Annotated in this window: 22 protein-coding genes and 1 pseudogene; 11 read left to right on the top strand and 12 right to left on the bottom strand. The window is 69.1% G+C overall.

Annotation, left to right across the window (positions count from 1 at the left end; translation table 11 throughout):
• Positions 1-12: 12 nt before the first annotated feature.
• Entirely contained in the window at positions 13-441 is a 429-nt protein-coding gene (locus C441_RS12655; RefSeq protein WP_004967545.1) for a DUF5807 family protein, read from the top strand.
• Positions 442-490: 49 nt separating this feature from the next.
• Here C441_RS12655 and C441_RS12660 read toward each other — a convergent pair whose 3' ends face one another.
• Together C441_RS12660 and C441_RS12665 are read right to left on the bottom strand one after the other, a co-directional pair.
• Positions 491-1,753, bottom strand: a complete 1,263-nt coding sequence (locus C441_RS12660) for a DHH family phosphoesterase (protein WP_007275426.1) — start codon at positions 1,751-1,753, stop codon at positions 491-493.
• 72 nt (positions 1,754-1,825) lie between these two features.
• Positions 1,826-2,287 carry a universal stress protein gene (locus tag C441_RS12665; RefSeq protein WP_188424965.1) on the bottom strand — a complete coding sequence of 154 codons (462 nt, stop codon included), beginning with the start codon at positions 2,285-2,287 and terminating at the stop codon, positions 1,826-1,828.
• A 101-nt stretch (positions 2,288-2,388) separates the two neighbouring features.
• On the opposite strand from C441_RS12665, the gene C441_RS12670 reads away from it, so the two are divergent.
• A complete protein-coding gene (locus C441_RS12670) occupies positions 2,389-2,844 on the top strand; it encodes a universal stress protein (protein WP_007275428.1) in 456 nt (151 codons plus the stop codon).
• Positions 2,845-2,875: 31 nt separating this feature from the next.
• Here C441_RS12670 and C441_RS12675 read toward each other — a convergent pair whose 3' ends face one another.
• A complete protein-coding gene (locus C441_RS12675) occupies positions 2,876-3,430 on the bottom strand; it encodes a GNAT family N-acetyltransferase (RefSeq protein WP_004967541.1) in 555 nt (184 codons plus the stop codon).
• Positions 3,427-3,795, bottom strand: a complete 369-nt coding sequence (locus C441_RS12680) for a universal stress protein (RefSeq protein WP_007275429.1) — start codon at positions 3,793-3,795, stop codon at positions 3,427-3,429. Before C441_RS12680 ends, C441_RS12675 begins: the two co-directional genes overlap by 4 nt.
• A gap of 120 nt (positions 3,796-3,915) precedes the next feature.
• Between C441_RS12680 and C441_RS12685 the strand changes: the two genes are divergently transcribed.
• Complete coding sequence (locus C441_RS12685; protein WP_007275430.1) at positions 3,916-4,620, top strand: DUF5806 family protein; 705 nt, start codon at positions 3,916-3,918, stop codon at positions 4,618-4,620.
• A gap of 67 nt (positions 4,621-4,687) precedes the next feature.
• On the opposite strand, the gene C441_RS12690 is transcribed toward C441_RS12685, so the two are convergent.
• Complete coding sequence (locus C441_RS12690; protein WP_007275431.1) at positions 4,688-5,209, bottom strand: DUF7529 family protein; 522 nt, start codon at positions 5,207-5,209, stop codon at positions 4,688-4,690.
• 142 nt (positions 5,210-5,351) lie between these two features.
• Between C441_RS12690 and C441_RS12695 the strand changes: the two genes are divergently transcribed.
• The gene (locus tag C441_RS12695; RefSeq protein WP_007275432.1) at positions 5,352-5,795 is read left to right on the top strand and encodes a hypothetical protein; all 444 of its coding nucleotides are present in this window, start codon (positions 5,352-5,354) and stop codon (positions 5,793-5,795) included.
• 21 nt (positions 5,796-5,816) lie between these two features.
• On the opposite strand, the gene C441_RS12700 is transcribed toward C441_RS12695, so the two are convergent.
• The gene (locus tag C441_RS12700) at positions 5,817-7,106 is read right to left on the bottom strand and encodes a dihydroorotase (RefSeq protein WP_007275433.1); all 1,290 of its coding nucleotides are present in this window, start codon (positions 7,104-7,106) and stop codon (positions 5,817-5,819) included.
• 144 nt (positions 7,107-7,250) lie between these two features.
• Positions 7,251-7,937 (bottom strand): lipoate--protein ligase family protein, encoded by a 687-nt coding sequence (locus C441_RS12705; protein ID WP_049920584.1) that lies wholly within the window; start codon positions 7,935-7,937, stop codon positions 7,251-7,253.
• Positions 7,938-7,991: 54 nt separating this feature from the next.
• On the opposite strand from C441_RS12705, the gene C441_RS12710 reads away from it, so the two are divergent.
• Together C441_RS12710 and C441_RS12715 are read left to right on the top strand one after the other, a co-directional pair.
• Positions 7,992-8,903, top strand: coding sequence for a hypothetical protein (locus C441_RS12710; protein WP_007275435.1), 912 nt, complete (start codon positions 7,992-7,994; stop codon positions 8,901-8,903).
• 221 nt (positions 8,904-9,124) lie between these two features.
• Positions 9,125-9,808: a helix-turn-helix domain-containing protein gene (locus tag C441_RS12715; protein ID WP_007275436.1), complete on the top strand. Its 684-nt coding sequence runs from the start codon at positions 9,125-9,127 to the stop codon at positions 9,806-9,808.
• 218 nt (positions 9,809-10,026) lie between these two features.
• Here the strand turns inward: C441_RS12715 and C441_RS12720 are convergent, their stop codons facing one another.
• The 4 genes and pseudogenes from C441_RS12720 to C441_RS12735 form a co-directional block, all read right to left on the bottom strand.
• Entirely contained in the window at positions 10,027-11,154 is a 1,128-nt protein-coding gene (locus tag C441_RS12720; protein ID WP_007275437.1) for a hypothetical protein, read from the bottom strand.
• Positions 11,155-11,211: 57 nt separating this feature from the next.
• Positions 11,212-13,803: pseudogene (locus C441_RS12725) on the bottom strand (PAS domain S-box protein).
• Between the two features lie 303 nt (positions 13,804-14,106).
• Complete coding sequence (locus C441_RS12730) at positions 14,107-14,508, bottom strand: PIN domain-containing protein (RefSeq protein ID WP_007275438.1); 402 nt, start codon at positions 14,506-14,508, stop codon at positions 14,107-14,109.
• 3 nt (positions 14,509-14,511) lie between these two features.
• Positions 14,512-14,778 (bottom strand): hypothetical protein, encoded by a 267-nt coding sequence (locus tag C441_RS12735; protein ID WP_007275439.1) that lies wholly within the window; start codon positions 14,776-14,778, stop codon positions 14,512-14,514.
• Between the two features lie 244 nt (positions 14,779-15,022).
• Between C441_RS12735 and C441_RS12740 the strand changes: the two genes are divergently transcribed.
• Positions 15,023-15,508, top strand: coding sequence for a PaaI family thioesterase (locus tag C441_RS12740; RefSeq protein ID WP_007275440.1), 486 nt, complete (start codon positions 15,023-15,025; stop codon positions 15,506-15,508).
• 58 nt (positions 15,509-15,566) lie between these two features.
• Here C441_RS12740 and C441_RS12745 read toward each other — a convergent pair whose 3' ends face one another.
• The gene (locus tag C441_RS12745; RefSeq protein ID WP_007275441.1) at positions 15,567-16,139 is read right to left on the bottom strand and encodes a cysteine hydrolase family protein; all 573 of its coding nucleotides are present in this window, start codon (positions 16,137-16,139) and stop codon (positions 15,567-15,569) included.
• 174 nt (positions 16,140-16,313) lie between these two features.
• Here C441_RS12745 and C441_RS12750 point away from each other — a divergent pair, with 174 nt between their 5' ends.
• From C441_RS12750 to C441_RS12765, 4 genes are all read left to right on the top strand, one after another.
• The gene (locus tag C441_RS12750; RefSeq protein WP_007275442.1) at positions 16,314-17,747 is read left to right on the top strand and encodes an Hvo_1808 family surface protein; all 1,434 of its coding nucleotides are present in this window, start codon (positions 16,314-16,316) and stop codon (positions 17,745-17,747) included.
• 45 nt (positions 17,748-17,792) lie between these two features.
• Positions 17,793-19,220: an Hvo_1808 family surface protein gene (locus tag C441_RS12755; RefSeq protein ID WP_007275443.1), complete on the top strand. Its 1,428-nt coding sequence runs from the start codon at positions 17,793-17,795 to the stop codon at positions 19,218-19,220.
• 37 nt (positions 19,221-19,257) lie between these two features.
• A complete protein-coding gene (locus tag C441_RS12760; protein ID WP_007275444.1) occupies positions 19,258-19,578 on the top strand; it encodes a hypothetical protein in 321 nt (106 codons plus the stop codon).
• 77 nt (positions 19,579-19,655) lie between these two features.
• Positions 19,656-20,813 (top strand): nicotinate phosphoribosyltransferase, encoded by a 1,158-nt coding sequence (locus C441_RS12765; RefSeq protein WP_007275445.1) that lies wholly within the window; start codon positions 19,656-19,658, stop codon positions 20,811-20,813.
• Positions 20,814-20,893: the final 80 nt, after the last annotated feature.

Genomic DNA, 20,893 nt, shown 5'->3' on the forward strand with positions numbered 1-20,893 from the left:
ACTAGGCGGGGTATGAGCAAGGTAACGGAGTACCTCGCAGGCGAGCGTCTCGACGACGTGGCGCTCTATCTCACCCACGAGTACCTCGACAGCCAGGGCAAACTCCCGAACATGGGCGTCGAAGTCGAAAACGGCTACGTGCTCGTCGTCCCCGGCGACGACGGCCGACGGGCCTTCGCGGCCGGAACCGGCATGGACGCCATGGAGTTCGCCCAGACCGCCATGGGCAACGACGGCGACATCGACGACGACCTCAGCGGCGGCACCTGCCCCGAGGCGGCCGCCGAGGAGAACCACGAGGTGAAGTTCATCTTCTCGTTCGCCGAGGCGCAAAACGAGGAGGTCGGCGGCATCTACGAGGAGGGCGACGTGGTCCACGCCTACGCCAAATGTACCTGCGGCACGACGTACTCCGACCGCTGGGTCGTCGACGACGCGTAACCGCCCGATTCGGGTTCGAAGCTAGTTTTCGGGGGGGTCGACGCGAACGCTAGCGCTCGGTCTCGACGCCTTCGTCGTCCTCGTCGTCGGCCGCGGCTTCCGCTTCCGCCTTCTCGACCGCGTCGGCGACCTGTTCGAACGCTCGGAGGATGACGCGCTTCGTCGTCGCGCCCTGCGTCGTCCAGTGGTGGGCGTAGTCGAGCATGTCGTCGTAGATATCGGGCTTACAGCCGGCGGCCTTCGGGTGGCCGCCGCCGTTGACGAGGTCGGCGACCTCGTGACAGCGCTCGAAGTCGTCGGAGCCGCGGATGGAGGCGCTCCCGGCGGGCTTGACGACGACCGCCGCGTCCGCTCCCGCCTCGCGGAGGGCGTCGGCGACCTCGTTTTGCGAACATCGGCCGTAGGTGATGCCGACGGTCCAGTCGCCGACGGTCTTCAGGTCGGCGCGGTCGACGGCGGCCTGAATGAGGTTCTCCTTTTCGACGCGGCGGTGGGCGATGTACTCCTCGACGACCGGCGGGAGGTCCGCGCCGTACGCGCCGACGACGGCGACGTACTCCTCTTTCGAGGTCCAGTAGGCGTAGTCCGCGAGGTCCTGACTCCGCTCGTCTTCGTTCAGCCAGAGGTCGTGGTCGCGGGTGACCGCCGCGAGCTCCGAAAACCGCTCGTCGAACTCGTAGTCGAGTTCGCGGAGCGTCACGTCGGTCGAACACTCCTCGTCGGACTCGCCGACGACGAGGTCGACGCCGGCCCCGCGGACCGCTTCGGCGACTTCCGGCTTCCACTGGTGGTGGTCGTACCAGTGAATCTCGCCCGCCGTCTCGACGAGCGCGGTGAGCTCCTCTTCGACGTACTCGAACTTGTCCGGACAGAGGTCGCAGACGTACACTTCGACGCCCTCGGGGGCGTAGTCGGCGACGCGCTGAAGGTCGTCTTCGAGCGAGTACGGACTCGACCCCATCAGCGCGACCGGCGATTTCGGACGCTCGTCCTCGTCGCCCTCGTCGAGGGCGGGTTCGTCGTCGTCTTCGTCATCGTCGCCTTCGTCGTCCGCGAGTTTCTCCTCGATGCGTTCCTCGAAGTCGGCCACGTCGAGGGCGGCGTCGTACGCCTCCCGGAGGAGGGCGACACAGCCGAGGCCGTCGGCGTCGGTGTCGGTGACGACCGCGACCGAGGCGTCTTCGAGTTTCTCCTCGGCGCGCTCTTCGGCGCGTTCCTCGTCGAACGACTCGGGGTAGAAAAACCCGGCACCGGGGAGCACGGACTTGCGGGGGAGCGAGAGCCGAGAACTGTCGATGAGCTCGTCTTCCATACGCCGAACTCGGGCGCGACGGGGAAAACTCCTCCCGATTCGGTCGCCTCGTCGCTCAGGCGGCCTCGTCGCTCAGGCGGCCTCGTCGCTCAGCAGGGAGTCCGTCGTCCCCGCTTCCAACTGGCGGACCGTCAGCACCGGCACCGGGCAGGTCCGGACGACGCGCTCGGCGACGCTCCCGATGAGAAACCGGTTCTCGCCGTGTCGGCCGCGGGTGCCCATGGCGACGGCGTCGGCGTCCACCTCGCGGGCGTAGTTCGAAATCTCGGCCGCGGGGCGGCCCTCCCGCACCGCGACGGTCACCTCGCGGTCGGTCGCGGCCTCGACCTCGGCGAGCGCCTCCTCGCCGCGTTCGGTGAGCGCGTCGCGCATCTCGTCGCGGAGTCGGTCCGGCGCGGTCTCCACGTCGCCGGCGTCGATGACGTACAGCGCATGGACCGACGCGTCGAACCGCTCTGCGAGGTCGACGGCGACGCTGACCGCCCGGCGGACGCTCGCCGAGCCGTCGGTGGCGATGACGATGGTGTCGAACATGTCCACGGGTTCTCGGCGCGGCGGCATAAAACCAGTCTGGGGCGGCCGGCCGGCGGGACCGTGGGGTGAGTTTTTTGTCGTCCCCCGACGCAGGTGGGGACATGTCACCGCGCCCGCTCTCTATCGACCTCGTTCTCGTGCCGGTCGACCAAAGCGAGGAGGCGACACGCGCGGCGGAGTACGCCGCCGCCGTCGCGGCCGAGTACGACGCCGCGGTCCACGCCGTCCACGTCCTCGGCGAGGACGTCGTCCGCGCCATAGAGCAGGGCGTGGTCGACGAGGACGCCGTCGCCGAGGACAGCAAGGCCGTCACCGACACGATTTCGGCCCTCGCCGAGACCGCCGACGTTCCCGTCACCACGTCGGTCGCCTACGGCTTCTCGCGGACGAGCAAGCTCCGCCACCCCGGAAGCGTCGTCCTCGACACCGCAGAAGAACTCGACGCGGACTTCATCGTCGTGCCCCGAGAGCCCGTCTCGGGCGACCCCGGCGAAGTGCTCGCCAAGGCCGCCGAGTACGTCCTCCTGTACGCCAGCCAGCCCGTGCTTTCGGTCTGAATCCTGAATCGGGGGTCGCTCGCCGCCGCCCTCAGCCCCCCTCCTCGTCCGGCGGCTCTGCGAGCCGGATGGTCATCTCCAGTTCGAAGCTCTCGGCGTCGCTCGTCTCGAAGCCGACGGTCTGGTAGAGGCCGACCGCCGCGCGGTTCCACCGCTCGACCGTGAGCCACACCTTCTCCACGCCGGACTCCCGGCCGTAGCCGAGAAGCGCCTTGATGAGCCGCGTGCCGATTCCGGCGCGCTGGTAGGTCTGGTGGACGAAGATGGCGAGTTCGTAGGCGTCGCCGTCGGGGACGAGCGTCGCGTGGCCGGCCACCTCGTCGCCGTCCCACGCGATGACGTTCAGGCAGTCCTCGTCGAGGATGTTCTCCAGCCAGTCGCGGATGCGGTCCTCGCGGCCCGGTGGGATGCCCTGCGCGCGGTCCGAGGGGTCGAACGCGTCGTACATCTCGACGAGCGCCTCCAGTTCCTCGTCGGAGCCGTCGTGCGCGCGCACCTCGATGGTGCGGTCCTCCCTGTCGGTGAACGACAGCGGCGGCGCGTCGTAGGGGTCGGCGACGGCGTCGGAGAACGTTCGGTCGCTCATCGTACCAGAGTGACGGTCACGTGGGAGTTCAGGAGGACGAACTCCGCGATGTTGCCGATCTGTATCTTCCCCATCGGGCTCGTCTCGCCGCCGCCGAGCACCAGTTGGTCGAACCCCTCGTTCTCGGCGAGGTCCACGAGGGCGCTCCCCGGGTCGCCGTCGAGCGCGCGGACGGTCGCGTCGACGCCGCGCTCGTCGAGCAGTTCCGTCACCCGCGCTTCCATGTCCTCGCGCGAGCGCTCGCCCGACGGGTTGTCGACGATGGCGACCGTGAGGTCGTCGCCGACCTCGGCCGTCCGTTCGACCGTCGTTTCGAGCGCGCGCATGGAATCGTCGCTGCCACCGATTCCGAGCAGTACCTTCATGATTCCCAATCTCGCGGGCGCGATAGAAAACCCTTACCCGGAAACGGGGGGCGACACCCCCGTCGGCGGGGGACCGAACATCGCGGAACCCTTTTCGGCCGTGCCGCGGTAGCCCGCGGTATGACAGACGAGTCCGACGAGTTCGAGACGGGCGCGAGCGACGCCGAGGAGACGGCTCGCCCCGACGCGGACTCCCGAGCGGCGGCGGACGAAGCGGCGGCAGACGCGGAGCCCGAGACTTCGGCGGCGGCGACCGCGGAATCGACGGGTGCGGAATCGACGGACGCGGCCGGAGGAGATTCCGGCCCGGACGCCGAAGACGCGGTTCCCGAGGACGTCCAGAAGTACGCCCGGTTCAAGAAGGTCGACGGCGCGCAGTACGACCGCGTCAACGACTTCCTCCGCGAGCGGACCTACGTGACGGCCCGCGAGTGGGCAATCGCGCGGCTCTGTGCGGACTTCCGAACCGAGACGGGCGTCGAGATGACGAAAATCGGGAACAACCTCCCAGAACTCGTCCCCTTCATGACCGACACCTACACGCCGCAGGCGGTCAATCAGGCCCGTTCCGCGTTCCGCGACAAGGTCCGGAAGTCGGGCGCGACGTTCCTCTACGGCGCGATGTCGGGTTTTTTCACGGCCGAGGAGCTCGACGAGATGATGTACGAGGTGACGGAAATCGCCAAGTTCCTGCTCGAAGTCGAGGGCGTGGACCTCTCGGTCGAAGAGGAACTCGAAGCCGAAGAGCGTATTTCGAGCGTCATGCGCGAGGTGCGCGAGGCGAGCACCGACCTGCGGAAAGAAGAGCTGTCGGACGAGGAGTGACGCCCCGCGGCCCGTGCGACTTCGACCCGGCGCTGACTCCCCGAACCGACGCCGCGCCGACTCGAACTCAGGGGAAAAGCGGGTCTGGCTCCGACTGGACTAACTCGACGCGTCGGTCCGCGTCGACCGGTCGAACGTAGAGGCGGAGTTCGCCCTGTTCTCGCGCCGTCGTCGCCATCGCGGCCACCTCGTCCAGCCCGTAGTACAGCGGGACGACGACGGCTTTCGATGACGCGGCGTCCTGTACGACGGAGACGACGAACACGGTGTCGCCCTCGCGGGCGCGGTAGACGTCGTAGCGGCCGAATTCGGCAGATTCGACCCACGACGACAGCGCGTCGAACTCGCCTCCGGGGACGAGCACGTCGAAGCCGACGCGCTCGGTCGCCTCGGGCAGGTTCGCCGGCGGCAACACCGTCACGTCGCCGGGATGGACCACGAGCGTCTCCCACCCCTCGGCTTCGTACTCTGCCGCGGTCGCCTCGGCGTCCTCTACGACCGTCTCCCAGAACGACAGCAACCCCGTGAGTTCGGATGATTCGTCCGCGTCCGGGTCGCGGTCTCGCGGTGGCGTCCGCTCGTCGGTCATGCGTGTCACGCACTCTGGGAGTCGGACGGGAAAAGGATTCGCCTGCATCGGGGCGTCGTCCGGCTCCCGACCGACGCTCTGACGCCCCGACGCCCCGGCGACGACGGAACAGCTATCTGTCCGCCTGCCGACAGTCGGCCCGATGCGCCGGTCACTTCGGGCGGTCCTCGGGTCGCTCCAGCTCCCCGTCGCCGGTTCCGGGGTCGCCCTCCTCGCGTTCGTCTGGTGGACCGCCGTCACGATGCCCCCGCCACCGCCCGGAAGCGACGGCTTCGCCCACGGGCTCGCGGGCTTTTTCCTCCTCGTGTTCGGGGTCGTCGGCTTCGCCCTCCTCGCGAGCGGCCTGCTCATCCCGCCGGGACCGGGTTACGGCGTCCGGTTCACTCGCAGACAGCGCTGGCTGTTCGCCTACGCGCTGGTCGCGCCGGCGCTCGCCGTGGGCGGCTTCCTCGCGACCGTCGTCCTGTCGGCCGCGCTCGGCGGCCTCGCCGGGTCGGCAGTCTCGCTCGTCGCCCTGACCGCGCCGCTTGCGGTGCTCGTCGGCGTCGGCTGGAGGGGCGCGCAGGTCGCGGCCGCGCGGCTCTGAGGGTTCGGGGCGCAGTCGCGCTCAGTCGCGGACGTTCTCGCCCGCGACCGCGCCGAACTCCTCGCCGTCCCAGACGAACTCGCCGCGGAGCATCGTCCACTCGGGGAAGACGCCGGTGTGACCCTCGAACGGCGTCCAATCACAGTTCGAGTGGAGGTCAGCCCCGCGAATCTCGCGGGCGACGTCGAGGTCGTACAGCGCGAGGTCGGCGTCGGCGCCCGCCTCGATTCGGCCCTTGCGCGGCAGGTCGAACACCTCGGCGGGGTTCGCGGCGACCACGTCGCGGACGCGCTCGGCGGTGAGGTCGCCGGCGACGACCGCGCCGAGAAGCAGGGGAACCATCGTCTCGACGCCGGGGACGCCGCTGGGGGCGTCGAGGAGCGACTGTTCTTTCTCCTCGCGCGTGTGCGGCGCGTGGTCCGTGGCGACCACGTCGATGCGGCCGTCGGCGAGGCGCTCGAACATGGCCTCGCGGCGCGTCTCGGAGCGGAGCGGCGGGTTCATCCGGCCGTAGGTGCCCAACTCGGCGAGGTCGTCGCGGGACAGAAACAGGTGGTGCGGCGTCGCCTCGCAGGTCGCGCCGCCGTCGCGGGCGGCGTCGACGCCCTCGGGCGTGCTCGTGTGGGCGATGTGAATCTGCGCGCCGGTCTCGCCGCCGACGCGGACGGCGCGCTCGACGGCGACCGCCTCGGCCTCGGCGGTGCGGTAGGCGCTCCACGCGTCGGCGTCGGCGTCGCGGCCGACCCCGCCGAGGTCGCCCTCGATGGCGGACTCGTCGAACAGGTCGGCGTCCTCGGCGTGGACCGTGACGGGCACGCCCGCCTCGCCGGCGCGCTCCGCGGCCTCGGCAAACAGGTCGGCCTCGATGCCCATGTCGCCGGTCGAGTCGGCGAGGAACACCTCGCCGAGGGCGAAAAGCGGCCGGTCGAACAGGCTGTCGGGGTCCCAGTCGGCGGTGACGCCGCCGTTGATGCCGTAGTCGATACAGGCGTTCGCCGCGCGTTCTGCCTTCGCGTCGAAGCCCGCGCCGTCGGTCGTCGTCGGGTCGGTGTTCGGCTGGTCGGCGACGGTCGTCACGCCGCCGGCGGCGGCGCTCCGCGCGCCCGTCTCCCACGTCTCCTTGTGCTCGAAGCCCGGTTCGCGGAAGTGGACGTGCACGTCGATAGCCCCCGGCAGAAGCAGGTTCCCTTCGGCGTCGACGGTCTCCTCGTCGGCGACGGGGTCGAGGTCGCCGACCGCCTCGACGGTCCCGTCCTCGACGCGGACGTCGACGGCGCGGCCGTCGGCCAGCGTCGCGTTCTCGATTCGCATACGAGGGGGTGCGACGCGCCGGGTGCTAAGTCCGGCGGTTCGGGTAGTAAGGGGACCAGTGGTTCGGGGAGTGATGGCTCCGGCGGTTCGGAGAGCGGTCGCGGCCGGCCGCATCGCCCGGCTGTCGGCCGCGTCCCGCGTCGCTCACGCGAGGTCGGCCGCGTCTTCGACGCGCGTCTCCGCGTCGCCGACGAAGACGGCTTCGAGGGCGTCGCAGACCGCGTCCGGACTCGCCGGGCCGCCGGCGTCGGCGACGCTCCCCACCGAGTCCGGGTCGAAGGGAACCTCGATGGCCTCGTAGACGGGCGCGAGCACGTCGGCTATCTCGCCGCGGTCGGCGACGACCACCACGCCGGAGACGAGCGCGCTCCCCTTGCGGACCCGCTGGGCGAGACCGCAGAGCTTTCCGCCCGCTTGGACCGAGTGGTCGCCGGGGCAGTACGAGTTCGGCGGTTCGCCCCGCCGCGCGGGGACGCCGAGGGTCCGCAGGGCGCGGACGACGGCGGTCGTTCCGGCCTCGTACCGCGCGTCGAGGCCGCTCCGGGCGTCGTCGAGCGGGAGCGCGTGGGCGAACGCGACGGTGGTTCCTGTGTAGGCTACGGCCCGGCCACCGACCGAGCGCTCGACTGGGGGGAAGCCGCGCTTTTCGGCGGCGGCGACGGCCTCGTCGTACCGCGGGGCGCGGGTGTCGCGCCTGCCGAACGCGAGCTGTCGGTGCGGCGTCCACGCGCGGAACGCCGGTTCGCCCGTCTCGCCCGCCTCGCGGAGCATGGCCGCGGTGACCCCCCGGTCTGCGTCCCGGTCGGGCCCGCGGCCGCGGATGACGCGCATGCCCGAGAGAAACACCCCGACGTACCTAAGCGCACCCGTCCCGTCCCGACGACCATGTTGCGACTGCCGCGGTCGGTGCTCGCGCGCTTCGAGCGCTTCTCGCTCTACAACTCGCCGTATCCCGCCCACGACGGCGGCTGTGCAATCGACCTCTACGTCGCCGACGACGACCCGGTGGCCCGCTCGCCCGTCGCGGGGGTCGTCCGCGAGACGCGGACCGTCCGCGCGCCCGACAAGCCCTACGCCCACGACGACGAGTACCTCGTGCTCGTGGACGTCGACGCCGACGCCACCGGACTGGACTGGCTCGGCGACCCCGACGACGACCCCCGCGACGGACTGGTCGCGCGAATCCTCCACGTCGACCCCGGCGTCGACGCGGGCGACGAACTCGCCGCCGGCGACCCGCTCGGGCGTCTCGTCCGCTCCGGCTTTTTCGCCCCGTGGGTCTCGAACCACGTCCACCTCGGCTTCCGGGCCGCTGACGCGAACCACCACCGCGCCCGCGGGTCGCTCCCGGTCTCGCCCGGCGTGACCGTCTCGCCGCTCGACTGGGACGGGACGGGAACCGTCGTCGAGACGGCCGAGACGTTCGTCGTCCTCGACGCCCCTGACCGCGCCGACGCGGGGGTCGGACCCGACGAGTTCGTCGGCCTCGCCAGCGACGAGGGCGTCGCCCTCGACGGCGGGCTCGCCCACTACGGCTTCGGGGGCACGCTCTCGTCCGTCGAAGACGGGCAATCGCTGTCGCTCCTCGGCAAGCGAGTCGGCCGGGCCGCCGGCCGCGACGTTCCGTGGGCCGACTTCGACGTACTCGTCGACGGCGTTCGAGTCACTGGGTTGTCACTATTCGCGTCCCGCGTCGACTTCGGGACCAAGGTCGTCTGTTCCGGCCACGACTTCGCCGTCGGCGACGAGGTGTCGGTCGCGATTCGCCCCAGCGCCGACCCGATTCGACTCGATTGACTCCGAAGAAAACATTTATAATTGACATGAATGTGCTGGTCGGAGGCGACTGAATGGACCCTCTATTTTGAGGTTCCTTTTTAAACACCTTTACTATGAAAGGATTAGTCTCCGCAAAAAATATCCTTCGCTCGCCCGTATTTTTCTCCGTTTGTGAGACTCGACAGACGAACGTGTGCCGTCGTTTCGGTTTTCGACGTAGCCGTCGGCTCCCCTCCGCGATGACTGACGACCACGCCAGTGGGTACGAGGTCGAACTCCGTCACCCGCTGGCCGGGGCCTCCCCCGACGGGACGTTCGAGGACCCCGAGTTCGAGCTCACGTTCGTCGGCGGTGTCCCGGTGACCGACGAGCCGGTTCCGTACTTCGTCGCCCGCGGGAGCGACCGCGAGACGCTCGACGACCTGCTCGACGACCACGCGAGCATCGACCGCTTCGAACCGATATCCGACGGTCCAGAGGGTCGGCTCTACCGCTGTGAGTGGGCGACCCACGACGGCGACATCATCTCGGCAATCCGCGAGTGCGACGGCATCGTCCGGCGGATGGTCGGCACGAGATACGGCTGGTCGCTGTCGGTGTACTTCCCGTCGAACGAGCTGACTACCCGGTTCCACGACGCCTGTCTCGCCCGCGACATCGACATCGACGTGCGCCGCGTCGAACCGGCCCGCCTCGACGAGCGCCACCCCCCGAACACCGGTCTCTCGGAGAAACAGCTGACGGCGCTTCGGCTCGCCTTCGAACGGGGCTACTTCGAGACGCCGAAAGAGACCGGCCTCGACGACATCGCGAGCCGGTTGGGTATCACCGAGCAGGCGCTCTCACAGCGGCTTCGCCGGGCGCTCCGGAACCTCGTCGGGTCGGCGATAGACGACCTCGAACGCGACTCACGGTACGAGTGAAGAGCCGACGATGAGTGCAGAGCCGACGACGCGTCAGAACGGGACCGTGGTGGGACGCGGCAACCGGGCGCGAGATGCCACGGTGGGAGTCGATTTCGCCACCGGAACGGAGCGACCTGCGGCCCCTCCGGCGGTGCGCCCGCGTGGGGGGTGCCACCGACGCATATCGGTACGCCGATTCTAGTAATATATCTGACCCTTGTGTGGACAATCGGTATTTAAACAGCGTCGAAGTAATCGAGATACGCCGAGGCGAACGCCCGGAGTTCGTCGTACGTCGGCGGCGACCCGTTTCTGACGAAGTGTCCCGCGACCGCGATGCCGACGACGAGCGACTCCGCGCGGCCGAGGTCGAGGACGTGCGCGAGCGCGAGTCCCGCGTTGAAGTGGTCGCCCGAACTCGTCGTCAACACCGGGTCGTCCGTCCGGGGGACGCCGACGGTCGCGGTCCCCTCGTCGTCGACGAGGTGCGCCGCTTCGATGCCGTGGCCCGCGAACCGGCTGACGCCGAGGTGGTCGAACGCCGCCCGCGACTCGCGGCCGAAATCGCCGCTCTCGACGCCCGCCAGTCGCGCGAGATAGCTCGTCTCGTAGCGGTTCGCCGAGACGACGACGCGCACCGCGTCGTCCAGCGCCGACACCTGTTCGACGCCCGCGTCGACCACCTCGGGCTCCCGTTTTCTGAGGTCACCGGGGTCCAAAAGCAGTGTCTCCGGCGGGTCCGACAGCGTCGGCCACAGCTCCTCGCGGAGGCCGCGGGCCACGTCCGGTAGCTCGGGCATCTCCGACCAGTAGCCCATCCCGACGAGCTCGGTCCCGTCGACCAGTTCGGCCAGTCGGTCGAGGCCGACCCGCGACTCGATTCCGGCCCAGTCGAGCGTCATCAGCGCGCCGATTTCGGTGAGCATCAGCTTCCCGTCGCCGAACTCGACGGCGTCGGTGTAGCCCGGCGACCCGAGCGTCTCTAAGGGGAGGTGGCCGAACTCCTCGGCGAACGGCGCTTCGACCGGGTCGCCGAGACAGCCGACGACCCCGGGGTCGAACCCCAGTCGGTCGAAGGCGCGCGCGAGGTGGCTCACGTGGCCGCCGGTGCGGACGCCGGCTTGAATCCACTCGAAGCTGAGCGAGCTCTCGGCGTCGACCGAGTCGTTCACGCGGTCGGCGAACGCTTCGAGGGTCGACACCCGCTCGTAGGCGTCGGCCGACTGCCGCTCGGAGACCAACTCCCGAACGCGGTCGACGTATCCGTCGAACCCGAACAGCGCCCGTCCGCCGTCGACCGTCTCGGGAAGCGACTCCCGGCACGACTCGACCGCGCGGACCGTCGCCTCGTCTGGCGTCTCCATGGCGTCCGGTTCGGACGACCGCCAGTTAGTGTTGCCGCCGGTGGCGCGCTCGCCCCGTCAGCGGCCGCTCTCCGTCGTGATTTCGAACCGCGCGCCGCCCTCGTCGCTCTCGACGAACCAGACGCTCCAGCCGTGGGCGTTCACGACGCTCATGACGACGCTGAGGCCGAACCCGGTCCCCTCGGTGCTCGTGGTGTAGCCCGCCTCGAAGATTCGGGGACGCTCGTCCGGCGGAATCCCCGGGCCGTCGTCTTCGACGTAGAAGCCGTCGCGGTCGCCGAGCGGACCGACGCGGACGGTCACGTCGTCGCCGCCGTGTCGAATCGCGTTCGAAAAGAGGTTCTCGAGGAGCTGTCTGAGCCGCCCGCGGTGGGCGTCGACCGCGACCTCGCCGTCGATAGCGAGCGTCGCGGTCGGCGCGCCGCCCGCGGCGGTCGTCCACGCCGCCTCGGCGACGGAGCGGAGCGACAGCCGCTCGGCCTCTTCGACCGTCTGACCGTTCTGCGCGAGCGCGAGCACGTCCTCGACGATGCCGGCCATCCGCTCGTGGGCGTCGGCCACGCGGTCCAACTCGTCGCCGTCGTACTTCTCGCGGGCGAGGTCGAGATAGCCCATCGCCGCGTTGAGCGGGTTCTTGAGGTCGTGGGAGACGACCGACGCGAACGATTCGAGCTGTTCGTTCTGGCTGGCGAGCTCGCGCTCGCGCTTCCGCAGGAGCCGCTCGCGTTCGACCCGGTCCAAGACGGCGCGGGTGTTCGCGGCCAGCACCTTCGCCAGCGCGATGCGCTGGTCGGCCAGCTCCCCCTCGTCGAGCGAGGCGACGAAGAACACGCCGTGGTCGGGAATCGGGACGATGAGCTCCTCTTTGACCCCGGCGTCGAGGACGAACCGCCGCGGGTTCGAGCCCACGTCCCGATAGAGGTTGTGCTCGCCGCGCTCGAACACCTCCCACGTCAGGCCGGTCCCCCGCGGCACCGGCGGCACGTCGCCGAACACCTCCCGGGCCTCGTCGGTGAGCGCCGTCGGAACGAGCGCGTCCTGCGACTCGTCGTACAGGAGGACGCCGCTTATCGCGTAGTCGAGGATTTCGGTGGCCGCCTCGCGGACGATGTCGGCGACCTCCTCGCGGCTGGTCGCCCCCGTCAGCCGCCGGGTCGAGGCGTGGAGCGCGTTGAGCCGCTGTTCGTACCGCTTCCGTTCCGTCACGTCCGTCGAGACGCCGACCGCGCCCACCGCCTCGCCGTCGTCGCCGACGATGGGCGAGACGGTGAACTCGACCACGTACTCCTCTTCCGGGAGCGACAGCTCGATTTCGAACCGCTCGCGCTCGCTCTCGCCGCCGAGGACGGCGTCGAGCGCGGACCGGACGCGCTCGTACTGGTCGGCGGCGAGATAGCCGGCGTCGCGGAGCGCCGAGACGTGCCGGCCGACGAACGACGACATGGGAATGCTCGTCCGCGACAGCGCGGTCTCGTTGATGAACTGGACGACCCCCGACTCGTCGACCACGTACGCCCCCTGTCCGATGCTCTCGACGATGGTCTCGTAGCGCTTGAGCCGCTGTTCGTAGCTCCGCTGTTCGGTCACGTTCCGCGAGGTGACGACGAAGCCGTCGACCGAGGTGTCCGCCTGATTGCTCCCCACGGATTCGAGCCAGGTCCACGACCCCTCGGCGTTCCGGTGGCGGTACCGGACGGGGTCGGTCCCGTCGGCGTCCGTCTGGAGCGCGTGGTCGAAGACGGCGGCGACGCGGCCCCAGTCGTCGGGGTGAATCAGCTCCGCGACGGAGCTCCCGACCAGCTCGTCGGGCTCGAAGCCGAGCACGTCGGCGACCGAGGGGCTCTGGTACCTGATTCGCCCGTCGGTCCCGACGAGAGTCACGAGGTCGCGCGCCAGCTCCACGAGGCCGCGGAACTGCGCCTCCGTGGCGCGCTGCTCGGTCACGTCGCGCACGGAGACGAGGACGCCGTACGAGCCGTGATACTCGATTTCCTTGACGTTCGCCGAACACTCGCGGGTGTCGCCGTCGGCGTCGACGATGCGTATCTCGTAGCTCACGGGGGCGTCGTCGCCCCGCCGCCGCGTCGCGGCGATGTCGGCGGCCCGCTCGCGGTCGTCGGGGTGGACGACGCTCGACACCGGCGTCTCGGCGAGTTCGCCGTCGCTCAGCCCGGTGAGCTCGGCCAGCCGGCGGTTCCAAAAGCGGAACTCGCCGTCCTGCGTGACGAAGATGGCGTCGTGGCTCTGCTCGACGACGGTCCGGTACAGCGAGTCCGAGTTCCGCCCCGCCGACGCTCACCGTGAGAACTCGATGGCGCGTTCGACCCGCGCGGCGACCGCCTCGGTCGCCGCCGGCGTCTGCGGGTCGTCGACGGCGATGGCACCGGCGCTCGCGGCCGAGTCATCGTCGCTCGCGGTCCCGTCGCCGCCGAGGAAAAACACCGGAACCACGCCGATTCGGGCGCGGACGCGGGAGACGAAGTCGGTGTCGACGGCCCCGCGGGCGACGACGCCGCCGACCCCGTCGTCGAGCGCGCCGAACACGGCGTCGCGGTCCGCGCACGTCTCGGTCGTGAACCCGCGTCGCTCGATGGCCTCGACGAGTCCCTCGGGGCACTCGTCGACCAGCACGACGCGGGAGTCGCTCATATCCGTACCACTCCGTGAACGTGTATATATTTCACGTGATTCCGACCTGACGACTTCCCGTCGGATCCGTTCGCTTCGCTCACTTCTCCGACGACTTCCCACTCGCTCGCGCTCGTGGGAATCCAGTCGGGCCCGTATACTTCTGGAGCGCTTCAGAACCAAAGAGTGAGCGCTCTAACCGTCAAGTCTGCATATTTTTTTGCGGCCCGGTTTCGTCACGCACTGTGACACAGGCCGTCGCCAGCTATCGGTTTCGTGGATTCAAACACAGGAACCGTCGTAGGTACACTCGATAGTTAACTCTCACTCGTCCCTATCGGGTTCCAACGGAATACGGTCGAGGCCAACAGTATCGTAGTCCTGTTCACTGGAGAGAACTTCCTCGTCGCTCGTCGCAATCACCCCCGCGTGAAGTGCATCGAACGGTGTCAGATGATACTCTCCGAGGAACGCCGCCGCCGCGAGAACTGCATCCTCGTGTTCTTTCGGCGTTATCGGAACGAGTTCGAGGAGGTTCGCAATCGCTCGTGGAGCATCGACGTCGTATTCCGACTGCTCACGGTCGTAGAAGAGAACAAGAACCTCTGCGTAGGCCAGAATCGACGTGTGGATGTCGTCGCGTTCTTCGAGGGCTTCGAGTGCTGATTCACGCAACCAGTCTTCGTTTTTTACTAATGCAATCAAGAAGTCTGTCTCGACGTACACGAATCAGGCCTCGCGGTTCTCCGACCGCTCTTGGTCCTCGGCTTCGATTTCCTCGGCGATTGCTCTCCGTGCTTCGTCTTTGAGTTCGTCGGCTTCACCCTCCTCGAAAGCGTCACCGACTGCCTCTCGAAGACCCTCTAATGGGTCGTCGTCAACCGGAAAGAGCGCAACGTGACTCGGGAGTTCGACGATGCGATAGCGCTCGCCGAACCGTGACCGTACGTCCTTCGGGAGGTAGATTCGTCCCCGTTCGTCCGTAGATTTCGACATGGTTCACGTAGTACGGGAAGAATCAAAAATCTTCCCGCTACCCTTTTGGTTCTCCCACTAGCTCAGCGTCTGCTATCAGGTCGGGACGTTGCACAGAAAACCGCCAGACCGAGAACCGATTAACACAGTTCTGTCACACGCGATGATGCATTCCCGTCGGGCCCGTTCACTTCGCTCACGTGACTCCCGGCGGGGGATGTCACCGACCGTCGGTTACATACTATTTGACATACTCGTTCGTGATATGACCGACGACTTTCCCGCCGAGGCCGCGGCCATCGTCCAGCGACACATCGAGGACGAACACGGCTACCTGTCGTGGCTCGACACCAGCGTCGACGCCATCGAGCGCGGCCGCATCGTGATGTCGATTCCGTACGACGAAAAGCTCACCAACACCGTGTCGCCGCCCACCATCCACGGTGGCATCGCGGCGACGCTCATCGACACCGCGGGCGGCATCGCCCTCCGGACGATGCTCGACGACCCGGTCGCCGGCGGCGTCGCCACCATCAACCTCAACGTGAACTACCTGCGGCGGGCGTCGGGCGACCTGACCGCGGTCGCCGAGGTCGTCCGCGCGGGCGGGTCGGTCGGCGTGAGCACCATCACCGTCGTCAGCACCGACCCCGAGGGGGACGCCGACGTGGCCGCCCGGCAGTCGCCGTCGAGCGACTGGGACGACGCCGTCGCCACCGGACAGGGCGCGTATCGGCTCTTTCGGGACTGAACCGCGGTCGTGACCGACGCCGGCCCCGGCACCGGCCGCGTCCGGCGGGACCGACCGGCTACTCGAACACCACGTCCGCGAGCGTCGTCGTCTCGCCGAACAGCCAGTCGGCGTGGTCGACGGCGTACGCCTTGTGTTCTTCCTCGATGTAGCCGAGCGCGTCGGTGACGAGAATCGGGCGGTAGTCGCGCAGGCCGGCGCTCCCGGCGGTGTGGAGGACGCAGACGTTCGCCAGCGTCCCGCAGACGAGCAGGTCGTCGACGCCGTGGCTGTCGAGCCAGCCCTCCAACTGCGTCTGATAGAACGCGTCGTAGGTGTGCTTCTCGACGACGAGGTCCCCCTCGCGGACGTCGAGGTCGCCGTGGAGGGCGGCGTCCCACGTCCCCTCGACGACGTGTTCGCCCCAGCGCTCGAACTCGTCGTAGTAGTGGTTGTCGTCGAACTGCTCCGGCGGGTGGACGTCGCGGGTGTAGACGACGCGCGCGCCGGCGTCGCGGGCGGCGGCGACGAGTTCCGTAACCGGCTCGATTGCGGATTCGCTCCCCGGCGCGAACAGGCTCCCGTCGGGGTGACAAAAGCCGTTCTGCATATCGACGACGACCACCGCGGTTCGGTTCGGGTCGAGTGCCATGTCTGTGGGTTGCGCCGGGACGACCAAAACAGTACGCGCCGCCCCGGTTTCGACTCGGCCGACCCGCCCCAAACCGACTCGACCGCCCCGACCCGACCCAGAACCGGCTCGCAGTCCGCCGTTTCGACGCCCGAACCCGACAAGGTACTTCACTCCGGAGTCTAAGGGTACGATATGCGAACCACCGGTCTCCGCGCCGTTTTCGCCGCCGTACTCTTGGTTCTCGCCGGCTGTGCCGCCCCCACGGCCGCGCCCGGCGGCGACGCGTCGCCCGCGACTCCCCACCCGGACAGAGACGGCTTCGACGACCCCGACCAGGACGTCCTCGGCTGGGAGAACGGCTACTGGTACGACGAGCCCATCGCAGTCGACCAGTCCGACGGGCTGAACGACTCCGAGATGGAGGCGTTCGTCGCCCGCGGGATGGCCCGCGTCGAGCACATCCGACAGTTGGAGTTCGACGAGCGCGTGCCCGTCAGCGTCGTCTCCAGAGACGACTACCGGAGCGCCAGCGCCGGCGGCGCCGCCTCGCCCGACTCCGAGTACAACCGCTGGAACGATCAGGTGTGGGAGGCGCTTTTCATCGCCGGTGAGTCGACCGGGAGCGCGAGCGCCATCTCGGCGACGACCGGGAGTTCGGTCCTCGGCTTCTACTCGCCGTCCGACGGCGAAATCAAAATCGTCACCGACTCCCCGGGCGAGCCGACCATCGACAACGCCACGCTCGTTCACGAACTGGTCCACGCCGTTCAGGACCAGCGGTTCGACCTGACCGACGCCCGCTTCCGAAGCGAGACGCAGGACGGCGACCTCGCCACCGACGGCGTCATCGAGGGCGACGCCAGCTACGTCGAACGACAGTACAGCGAGCGGTGCGCCGCCGGGACGTGGGACTGCGTCGCCACGCCCGACACCCAAAACAGCCGCGGCGGCGACCCCAACCTCGGCGTCCTGATTACCATCTACCAGCCGTACTCCGACGGCCCGGTGTACGTCCACGACCTCTACGAGCGAGGCGGCTGGGAAGCCGTCAACGACGCGCTCCGCAACCCGCCGGTGTCCACCGAACAGACCATCCACGTGACCGACGAGTCGCCGCGTCCCATCTCCTTCGCCGACGAGGGGACGAACGGCTGGAGCACCTTCCCCGACCAGGGCGTCGAGGGCTCCGACACGGTCGGCGAGGCGTCGATGTTCGCGATGTTCTGGTATCAGGCCCGCACGTCCGGCGCGGAGACCGTCCGCGTCGAGTCCATCGCTGACACGAACTCGCGGTACGACACGTACAACTACGACGCCGAGCCGTCGAACGGCTGGGCGAACGACCGCCTGTTCCCCTACCGCAACGCGGCCGGCGCGGACACCGAGTACGGCTACGTCTGGGTGACCGAGTGGGACACCGACGGCGACGCACGGGAGTTCCGTGACGCCTACCTGAACATCCTCAGCGCCCACGACGCCACCCAGCGGGACGACGGCGTCTACGTCATCGAGGACGGCTCGTTCAACGACGCCTTCCGGGTCGTCCGCACGGGCGACCGCGTGGTCGTCGTCAACGGGCCGACGCCGGCCGACGTGGACGAGATTCGGCCGGGGCTTGCGTCGTAACCCCCGCGCCGGGACGCTTTTTTGTCTCCCGCCCGTGGACTCGCTATGAACCGCCGCCTCGCCGCCGTTTTCTCCGCGCTTCTGCTCGTCGTCGCCGGCTGTGCCGCCCCCGTCGCCGACCCGGACGCCGCGGGAGCCGGCGCCACCGCCGGCGACGGGACCGCGGACACCGCGGCCGACTGGTCGTGGCCCGACGACCCGCCGACGGACCGACTGGGCTGGGAGGACGGCTACTGGTACAACGAGTCCATCGCGGTCGACCAGTCCGACGGGCTGGACGACTCCGAGATGGAGGCGTTCGTCGCCCGCACGATGGCGCGCGTCGAGGTCGTCCGCGAACTGGAGTTCGAGGAGTCCGTGCCGGTCGAGGTCGTCTCGCGCGCCGAGTACCGAAACGAGTCCGACGAGTCGACCGACCCGGTCCACGGCGACTGGAACGACCAGGTGTGGGAGGCGCTGTTACTGGTCGGCGAGGACCGGACCATCGACGAGGTGTTCGACGAACTGTACGGCGGCGTGGTGCTCGGCTACTACGACCCCTCCGAGGGCCGCATCGTCGTCGTGAGCGACGACGACCGCCCGACCATCGACCGCCGGACGCTCGCCCACGAGCTGGTCCACGCCGCACAGGACCAGCAGTTCGGTCTGGACGGCTCGCCGTCGACGCAGGACGCCCAACTCGCCCACGGCGGGCTGGTCGAAGGCGACGCCCGCTACGTCGACGGCCTGTACGAAGCCCGCTGTGAGGCCGACTGGGACTGCGTCCCTCAGCCGTCGAGCAGTGGAGCGGGCGGCGGGTCGGTCGACTACCCGGTCTTCCTCGTCATCTACACGCCCTACAGCGAGGGGCCGACGTTCGTCTCGGACCTGCGCGACCGCGGCGGCTGGGCGGCCGTCGACGCGGCCTACGCCGACCGCCCCACCTCGACCGAGCAGGTGCTCCACCCGAACCGGTACCCCGACGAGCGCCCGGTCGCGGTGACGGTCGAAGACCGCTCGTCGGCCGCGTGGACGCGCTACGACACCGACCCCGTCGCCGACGCGGTCGGCGAGGCGTCCATCTTCGCGACGTTCTGGAAGCACCGCGCCGTCGACCGGGCGGGCCTCCAACAGGACCCCGGCGCGTACTCGCCGTACAACTACACCGCCGAGCCCTCGGATGGCTGGGCCGGCGACGCGGTGGTCCCCTACCGCCCGGCGTCGGACGAGACCTCCGAGGCGAACCCCCACGAGCGCGGCTACGTCTGGCGGACGGTCTGGGACACCGAAGCGGACGCCGAGCAGTTCGAGCGGGCGTACGTGAACGACACGCTCCGGCTCTCTCTCAACGCGTCAGTCGCGGGTGAGGACACCTACCGCGTCGACGACGGCCCCTTCGCCGACGCCTATCGGGTGACGAGAGACGGCGACACCGTCACCGTCGTCAACGCGCCGACCGTGGCGCAGTTGGACGAGATTCACGAGCGAAGCTAGGAGAAAGCACTTGTAGTATCGCTGACGGCCGTTTCGTATGCCCCGACGTCTCGGTCGGTTCGCGCTCGTCGCCCTCTCGCTCGTCCTGCTCGTCGCGGCCTTTCTCTTCGCCACCGGGACGCTCGTTCCGTGGTCGAACAGTTGCCCGCCGCAACTCGACGTGGACCCGGCCGACGACGTTCCGCCCGACGCGGAGATAGTCGCCTACGAGTCGCTCACGCCCGCCGAACGGGCCGCCTTCGACGACGCGCTGGCCGCTGAATCGATGATTTCGCTCGAAGACCGGCCGTGGTCGCCGGGCACCGGGTACGTCCGGAAGAACGGGACGGTCTACTTCGCGGCCGTCGCCGTCTGCTGACCCGTTGAAGAGAATTCGTCTTCGACGCACGTGACCGATTATACACCTTTTTCATCGGCCGGGTGGAATCCGCGCCAATGAGTGACTTCGATATCGTCGGTCCCGAGGCCATCCGCGACGGCGTCGCGACCGACGCCTACTTCGAGCGGACCGAGGCGACCCTCCGACACGCGGGCAAGAACCCCCGCGTCGTCGCCGAGGTGACGGCCGACCAGTTCCCCGACGGCGAGTTCGAGCTGTTCGCCGGCGTAAAGGACGCCGCGGAACTGCTCTCCGGCCGCGATATCGACGTCGACGCCGTGCCCGAGGGCACGCTGTTCGACGGCGGCCCAGTGATGCGAATCGAGGGCGACTACCTCGAATTCGCCCGGCTCGAAACCTCGCTTCTCGGCTTCCTCTCGCACGCGTCCGGCTGTGCGACGGCCGCCCTCGAAGCCCGCTCGGCGGCCCCCGACTCGACGGTGCTGTCGTTCGGCGCGCGACACGTCCACCCCGCCATCGCCGCGATGGTCGAGCGGAGCGCCCTCGTCGCCGGCCTCGACGGCTTCTCGCACGTCGCCGCCGGCGAGATTCTCGGAAAGGAGGCGTCGGGGACGATGCCCCACGCGCTCCTCATCGCCTTCGGGCGCGGCAATCAGGCCGAGGCGTTCCGCGCCTTCGACGAGGCGGTCCCCGAGGACGTGCCGCGAGTCGCCCTCTGTGACACCTACGGCGACGAGACCGAGGAGGTCCTGCAGGCCGTCGAGGCGCTCGGCGACGACCTCGACAGCGTCCGCCTCGACACCACCTCCTCGCGCCGCGGCGACTTCCGCCACATCGTCCGCGAGGTCCGCTGGGAACTCGACGCCCGCGGCCACGAGGACGTGGGTATCTTCGTGAGCGGCGGTCTCGGGCCGGCCGAACTCCGCCACCTCCGCGACGTGGTCGAGGGCTTCGGCGTCGGCGGCTACATCTCGAACGCCAATCCGGTCGACTTCGCGCTCGACATCGTCGAGGTCGACGGCGAACCCGCGGCCAAGCGGGGGAAGCTCTCGGGCGTCAAAGAGGTCTATCGCACGGCCGACGGCGGCCACCACGTCGGCCTCCGCGGGCGGCCCGGCCCGACCGACGGCGAGTCGCTTCTCGAACCGCTCATCCGCGACGGCGAGGTCGTCTCGGAGTTCGACTTCGACATCGACGCGGCCGCGACGCGGGCCAGAGAAGACGCCGAACTGGTCGGGTTCGGCGAGAAGTAAGACCGCGCTCTCGTTCTGCGGCGACGCTCGGAGCCGTCGCTCGCCGGTCGTATCTCTCCCCCCAAGGAGTCGAGTCGTCG

Origin of the sequence: Haloferax sulfurifontis ATCC BAA-897, assembly GCF_000337835.1 — an archaeon.
GTDB lineage: Archaea > Halobacteriota > Halobacteria > Halobacteriales > Haloferacaceae > Haloferax > Haloferax denitrificans.

Bases quoted from the DNA above. Each gene is read 5' to 3' on its own strand.
- C441_RS12655 (WP_004967545.1), top strand. From the start codon at position 13: ATGAGCAAGGTAACGGAGTACCTCGCAGGCGAGCGTCTCGACGACGTG.
- C441_RS12660 (WP_007275426.1), bottom strand. From the start codon at position 1,753: ATGGAAGACGAGCTCATCGACAGTTCTCGGCTCTCGCTCCCCCGCAAG.
- C441_RS12665 (WP_188424965.1), bottom strand. From the start codon at position 2,287: ATGTTCGACACCATCGTCATCGCCACCGACGGCTCGGCGAGCGTCCGC.
- C441_RS12670 (WP_007275428.1), top strand. From the start codon at position 2,389: ATGTCACCGCGCCCGCTCTCTATCGACCTCGTTCTCGTGCCGGTCGAC.
- C441_RS12675 (WP_004967541.1), bottom strand. From the start codon at position 3,430: ATGAGCGACCGAACGTTCTCCGACGCCGTCGCCGACCCCTACGACGCG.
- C441_RS12680 (WP_007275429.1), bottom strand. From the start codon at position 3,795: ATGAAGGTACTGCTCGGAATCGGTGGCAGCGACGATTCCATGCGCGCG.
- C441_RS12685 (WP_007275430.1), top strand. From the start codon at position 3,916: ATGACAGACGAGTCCGACGAGTTCGAGACGGGCGCGAGCGACGCCGAG.
- C441_RS12690 (WP_007275431.1), bottom strand. From the start codon at position 5,209: ATGACCGACGAGCGGACGCCACCGCGAGACCGCGACCCGGACGCGGAC.
- C441_RS12695 (WP_007275432.1), top strand. From the start codon at position 5,352: ATGCGCCGGTCACTTCGGGCGGTCCTCGGGTCGCTCCAGCTCCCCGTC.
- C441_RS12700 (WP_007275433.1), bottom strand. From the start codon at position 7,106: ATGCGAATCGAGAACGCGACGCTGGCCGACGGCCGCGCCGTCGACGTC.
- C441_RS12705 (WP_049920584.1), bottom strand. From the start codon at position 7,937: ATGCGCGTCATCCGCGGCCGCGGGCCCGACCGGGACGCAGACCGGGGG.
- C441_RS12710 (WP_007275435.1), top strand. From the start codon at position 7,992: ATGTTGCGACTGCCGCGGTCGGTGCTCGCGCGCTTCGAGCGCTTCTCG.
- C441_RS12715 (WP_007275436.1), top strand. From the start codon at position 9,125: ATGACTGACGACCACGCCAGTGGGTACGAGGTCGAACTCCGTCACCCG.
- C441_RS12720 (WP_007275437.1), bottom strand. From the start codon at position 11,154: ATGGAGACGCCAGACGAGGCGACGGTCCGCGCGGTCGAGTCGTGCCGG.
- C441_RS12735 (WP_007275439.1), bottom strand. From the start codon at position 14,778: ATGTCGAAATCTACGGACGAACGGGGACGAATCTACCTCCCGAAGGAC.
- C441_RS12740 (WP_007275440.1), top strand. From the start codon at position 15,023: ATGACCGACGACTTTCCCGCCGAGGCCGCGGCCATCGTCCAGCGACAC.
- C441_RS12745 (WP_007275441.1), bottom strand. From the start codon at position 16,139: ATGGCACTCGACCCGAACCGAACCGCGGTGGTCGTCGTCGATATGCAG.
- C441_RS12750 (WP_007275442.1), top strand. From the start codon at position 16,314: ATGCGAACCACCGGTCTCCGCGCCGTTTTCGCCGCCGTACTCTTGGTT.
- C441_RS12755 (WP_007275443.1), top strand. From the start codon at position 17,793: ATGAACCGCCGCCTCGCCGCCGTTTTCTCCGCGCTTCTGCTCGTCGTC.
- C441_RS12760 (WP_007275444.1), top strand. From the start codon at position 19,258: ATGCCCCGACGTCTCGGTCGGTTCGCGCTCGTCGCCCTCTCGCTCGTC.
- C441_RS12765 (WP_007275445.1), top strand. From the start codon at position 19,656: ATGAGTGACTTCGATATCGTCGGTCCCGAGGCCATCCGCGACGGCGTC.